Here is a 5,322-nt window from a genome sequence, read left to right as displayed (position 1 = left end):
GGCGGACGCCGGGCCCGTGCCGGTGTCGCCGGCGAAGACCGCGACGGCCCCGCCGGCCAGCGCCACGCCCAGCACGCCGCCCGCGACGGCGATCCTCTTCCTGTTCATCGCTGCCATGTCCGCCTCAGTCGTTCTGGCCGGCGGGCGGCCGGCCGCCGTCACCTGAGCCGGGACCGCCCTGCGGCGCCGCTCCTTCGGTGATGGCGGTGGCGTCGAGGGTGCCGTCGTCGCCGGTCGTGCCGCTGACGACCAGGCTGGATCCGTTCTTGAGGTCCGAGGTCTTCCCCTGCTCACTGATCGTGATCTTCGTGTCGGCGCCGGTCTTGACCTTGACGGTCGTCCCGTCGGCGGTCTTCAGATACAGGTAGCCGCCTTCGATCTTGGTGACGGTGCCGATGGTGCGGCCGCCACCGAATCCGCCGCCACCGTTGAACGCCGGGCGCTGCACGCCCGCGGCCGGTGTCTCCGCGCCGCCCCAGCTCTTGTGCGCCTGGACGCCGCCGAGGAATCCGGCGACGGCCACGATCCCCGCGGCCAGCCAGCCGGTCGCGCGGGGCGGCGTGAACCGTCTCGGCTCCGGCCGGAGTTCGGTCGCGAGGTCTCCTGCGAACGGCGACGCGTCGAGGGCGTCGTCGGCCTGCCTCGTTCTGCTCTTGCTCATGTGCTGGTCTCCTTACTGGTGGCGCAGGGCGTCGATGGGGCGCAGTCCCGCCGCCCGGTTGGCGGGGTAGCTGCCGAAGAACAGGCCGATCGCGACGGAGACGCCGAGCGCCAGCGCGATCGAGGACGGCACGATGACCGGTTCGATCCCGAGCAGCGTGAACCGGCTGCCGCCGACCCCGGCGAGCACGCCGAGCACGCCGCCGCTGAGCGACAGCACGGTGGCCTCGGCGATGAACTGGCCGAGGATCGCGCCCTTGGGCGCGCCGATCGCCTTGCGGATGCCGATCTCCCTGGTCCGCTCGGTGACGGTCACCAGCATGATGTTGGTGACCCCGATCCCGCCGACCAGCAGCGAGATGGCCGCGACCGCGCCGAGCAGGACCGTGAAGGTGCGGCTGGAGTCGGCGGCGGCGCTCTGCAGTCCCGCCTGGTCGAACACCTGGAAGTCGGTGGTGCCGTGCCGCTGGAGGAGCACCGCGGTCACCTCGGCCTGCGCGGTGTCGGCGGAGTCGGCGGAGGTGGCCTGGACGACGATCTGCGAGATCGACCCGTAGCTGGTCAGGGTGCCCTGGACGGCGGTGAGCGGCGCGATCGCGATGTCGTCGGCGTCCTGGAACCCGGTCGAGGACGAACCGGACTCCTTCAGCACTCCGGTGACGGTGAAGTACGTCCCCCTGACGTTGATCTTCTTGCCGAGCGGGTCGACGGCGCCGAACAGGTCCTCGCGGACGGTCTGCCCGATGACGGCGACCTTCGCACCGGACTCCACTTCCTCCCGGGTGAACGCACGGCCCGTCGCGACGTGCTTGCTCGCCGCCTCGAAGTAGCCGGGGTAGGTGCCGACGAACTGGCTGATGGTGTGGCCGGTGCTGCCGTAGGTCGTGGCCGCCGAGGACGCGTTGACCACCGGCGACGCGCTCTTGACGTGCGGGGCGGCGGCCGGGTCGGCCAGGGCGTCGGCGTCGGCGACCGACAGGGGCCGGGCCTGGGTCATCGTGGTGGCGGCGCGCGAGGTCGAGGACGAAACGGTCAGTGCGCCCGCGCCCAGCGACGAGATACTGTTCTTGATCTTCACCGAGGAGCCGTTGCCGACGGCGACCAGCAGGATCACCGAGGCGACCCCGATGAGGATGCCGAGCATGGTCAGCCCGCTGCGGAGCTTGTTCGCGCTCAGGCCGCGCAGCGCGAACCGCAGGATCTCGTGCGGTCTCATCGCACTCCCCCGCTCAGCAGGCTCGGCGGCGGGCCGTCCACGGGGGCCTGGCGGCGGTCGTCGGCGATCGCGCCGTCGACGAGCCTGATCACCCGTTTGGCGCGGGCGGCGACCTCGTCCTCATGAGTGATCAGCGCGATGGTGCGGCCGGAGACCGACAGCTCGTCCAGGATGTCGAGGACGTCGCGGGTGGACCGGGAGTCGAGGTTGCCGGTGGGTTCGTCGGCGAGCAGCAGCGCCGGCGCGGTGACCAGGGCGCGGGCGACCGCGACGCGCTGCTGCTGGCCGCCGGACAGCTCCTTGGGTTCGTGGTCCATCCGGTCGGCGAGCCCGACCAGCGCGAGCGCGGCGACGGCCCTGCGCCGCCGTTCGGCCGCCTTCACTCCCCCGTAGGCCAGCGGCAGTTCGACGTTGGCGAGGGCGCTCATCCGCGGGATCAGATTGAAGCTCTGGAAGACGAAGCCGATCTTCCGGTTCCGCAGGATCGACAGCCGGTGCTCGTCCAGGACGCCGACGTCGGTGCCGTCGAGCAGGTAGCGTCCGGCCGACGGGACGTCGAGGCAGCCCACGATGTTCATCAGGGTCGACTTGCCGGAGCCGGACTGGCCCATGATCGCCACATAGTCGCCGCGGTCGACCGTCAGGGAGACGCCGCGCAGCGCGTGCACGGCCGTCTCGCCCTGGCCGTAGACCTTGGTGACGGCGCGGACGTCCAGGACGGGGGCGGTCATCGGCCGCCTCCCGGACGGTTGCCGCCGAAACCGCCGCCCGTCCCGCCGAAGCCGCCCATCCCGCCGGGCCCGCCGAAGCCGCCGGGCTGGCCGCCCGAGCCGGTCGTGACGGTCTTGAGCTGGACGGTGTCGCCTTCGGCCAGACCCGAGACGATCTCGGTCCCCGCCGTGCCGGAGATCCCGGTCGTGACGGTCCTGACCGTCACCTGGCCGTTCGCGACGACCGTCACGGTGCTCTGGCCGCCCGCGGTGGTGACCGCGGCGGCGGGCACGTAGAGCACGTCCGTCTTGGCGGCGGTCGTGACGACGGCCGTGGCGGTCTGGCCGAGCCGGACGGTCGCCGGCTTGCCCGCCAGGCTGATCGTCACGGTGTAGGAGACCACGTTGTTCGTGGTGGTGGCCTCGGTGCCGATCGAGCGGACCTTGCCCGTCGCCGACACTCCCGGCAGGGCGTCGAAGGTGATCGCGGCGGCCTGGCCGACCTTCAGCTTGGTGGTGTCGGCCTCGGTGAACGAGCCTTCGATCTTGTATTCAGCGGTGGAGGCGAGCTCCAGGAACCCCGTCGACGCACCGGTCTCCGAGGCGGCCGTGCCGGCGGAGCCGCCGCCCTCGGCGCCGTTGAGTGCGGTGACCGTCCCGGCGTAGGGCGCGGACAGGACGGTGCCGTCGAGGGCGCGGACGGCCGCGGTGTAGGAGTTCTTCGCCTGGACGTAGGTGTTGTATCCCTGCGCCGTGCTGGTGTCGGCGTCGTCGGCCACGGCGAGCTGGGCCCGCGCCGCGGTCAGGTTCTCCCGCTGCTCGGTCTGGTCGAGGACGGCCAGCCGCTGGCCCTTCTTGACCTTCTGGCCGAGCTTGACGTAGATCCGGTCGACGGTTCCCGTGGCGCCGAACGACAGCGCGGTGGACTTGCCCGCGGCGAGCGCCCCCGACGCCGACACCGTGGAGGTGAGCGCGCCGCGGGCGACGGTGACCGTCCGGGTGGTCGTCGCGTTCGCGCCGCTCCCGGTGTCGCCGAGCGACAGATAGGCGAGGCCGACACCGCCGGTCAGCAGCACGCCCAGCGTGCCGTTGACCACCAGGGCGCGGCGGTTGATGGGTTTCATGTCAGCCGAGACTGCCGACACCGTCTGGGGCGTTGGTGATCGTCTGCTGAGAGCCCGATGAGAGAGCGCGGCGCGCGGCTCACGCTCGTCTCATCGGCGCGGGCCTAGCCCTGGGGCAGGTCGCGGAGCATACAGCTCAGACGGGCCGTGCAGACCCTGCGGTCGCGCTCGTCGGTGATGACGATCTCGAAGGTGGCGAGCGACCTGCCGCCGTGCACCTTGGTGGCGACGCCCGTCACGAAGCCCTCGGTGGCGCTGCGGTGGTGGGTGGCGTTGATCTCGATGCCGACGGCCATCCGGTCGGGCCCCGCGTGGAGCGCCGAGCCGACCGAGCCGAGGGTCTCGGCGAGGACGCAGGACGCACCCCCGTGCAGCAGTCCGTAGGGCTGGGTGTTGCCCTTCACCGGCATCCGCCCGACCACCCGGTCGGCGCTCGCCTCGAGGAACTCGATCCCCATGGTCTTGGCGAGGTCGCCGAGCGGGTTGTCGCTGCCCATGAAGGCGGTGGGGTCCGTCACGTTGTCAACTCCTGGCAATCGTCCGGCGACCTGCCGGAAACTGTCTCAGCCCGAGACTAGGCTTCTGCTGTGGCGAACACCGAACCGACCCCTCAGACTCTGCTCCTGCTCGACGGGCATTCCCTGGCGTACCGGGCGTTCTTCGCGCTGCCGGTCGACAACTTCTCGACGACGACGGGGCAGCACACCAACGCGGTGTTCGGCTTCACGTCGATGCTCGTCAACGTGCTGCGCGATGAGAAGCCGACCCATGTCGCGGTCTGCTTCGACCGGTCGGAGCCCACCTTCCGGCACTCGGCTTACGACGAGTACAAGGCGGGCCGCGCCAAGACCCCCGACGAGTTCAGGCCGCAGGTCCAGCTCATCGGCGAGATGCTCGACACGTTGCGGATCCAGCATCTGTCGGTGTCGGGGTTCGAGGCCGACGACCTGATCGCCACCCTCGCCACCCGGGCCTCCGCCCAGGGTATGAAGACCCTGATCGTGACGGGTGACCGGGACGCGTTCCAGCTCGTCGACGAGAACGTCACGGTGCTCTATCCCGTCAAGGGAGTCTCGGTGCTGGCGCGGATGGATCCGGCGGCCGTCGAGGCCAAGTACGGGGTGGGCCCGCAGCGGTACCGGGAGCTGGCGGCGCTGGTCGGCGAGACCAGCGACAACCTGCCGGGCGTGCCGGGAGTCGGCCCGAAGACGGCCGCCAAGTGGCTGGCGGCCTACGACGGCCTGGACAATCTGGTCGCCCGGGTCGACGAGATCAAGGGCAAGGCCGGCGAGTCGCTCCGCGAGCATCTGGGTTCGGTGCTGCGCAACCAGCAGATCAACAAGCTCGACACCGACGCGCCCGTCACGGCCTCCCCCACCGACCTGACGATCGGCGACTGGCAGCGCGAGGAGATCCAGGCGCTGCTCGACACCCTGGAGTTCCGCGGCGAGCTGCGCGAGCGGCTGTTCACGACGCTCGGCGAGAACGTCGCGGAGGCCGAGGAGGGTTTCGAGATCGAGCTGACCGAGCTGGCCCCCGGCGGGCTGGCCGACTGGCTCGCCGCCCACACCGGCCCCGCCGACGGGCAGCTCGGGCTGGACGCGGCCGCGCC

6 protein-coding genes are annotated in these 5,322 nt (G+C 71.3%); 1 reads left to right on the top strand and 5 read right to left on the bottom strand.

From position 1 onward, the window contains the following. Positions 1-124: 124 nt before the first annotated feature. The 5 genes from ACYVE7_RS28420 to ACYVE7_RS28400 form a co-directional block, all read right to left on the bottom strand. Complete coding sequence (locus ACYVE7_RS28420) at positions 125-661, bottom strand: hypothetical protein (RefSeq protein WP_460368866.1); 537 nt, start codon at positions 659-661, stop codon at positions 125-127. Between the two features lie 12 nt (positions 662-673). Further along, a complete protein-coding gene (locus ACYVE7_RS28415) occupies positions 674-1,876 on the bottom strand; it encodes an ABC transporter permease (protein WP_460368864.1) in 1,203 nt (400 codons plus the stop codon). After that, complete coding sequence (locus ACYVE7_RS28410; protein WP_460368863.1) at positions 1,873-2,607, bottom strand: ABC transporter ATP-binding protein; 735 nt, start codon at positions 2,605-2,607, stop codon at positions 1,873-1,875. Before ACYVE7_RS28410 ends, ACYVE7_RS28415 begins: the two co-directional genes overlap by 4 nt. After that, a complete protein-coding gene (locus tag ACYVE7_RS28405; RefSeq protein WP_460368861.1) occupies positions 2,604-3,710 on the bottom strand; it encodes an efflux RND transporter periplasmic adaptor subunit in 1,107 nt (368 codons plus the stop codon). The genes ACYVE7_RS28410 and ACYVE7_RS28405 overlap by 4 nt, the downstream gene beginning before the upstream one ends. A 104-nt stretch (positions 3,711-3,814) precedes the next feature. Continuing rightward, positions 3,815-4,207 carry a PaaI family thioesterase gene (locus tag ACYVE7_RS28400; RefSeq protein ID WP_460368867.1) on the bottom strand — a complete coding sequence of 131 codons (393 nt, stop codon included), beginning with the start codon at positions 4,205-4,207 and terminating at the stop codon, positions 3,815-3,817. A 90-nt stretch (positions 4,208-4,297) separates the two neighbouring features. Here ACYVE7_RS28400 and ACYVE7_RS28395 point away from each other — a divergent pair. After that, positions 4,298-5,322, top strand: a 1,025-nt coding sequence (locus ACYVE7_RS28395) for a 5'-3' exonuclease (protein WP_460368859.1), incomplete at its 3' end; no start/stop codon positions are given.

The organism is Actinocorallia lasiicapitis (assembly GCF_054778695.1).
The sequence above is the reverse complement of the archived record's forward strand: the minus strand, read 5'-3'. Positions and strand labels throughout refer to the sequence as shown.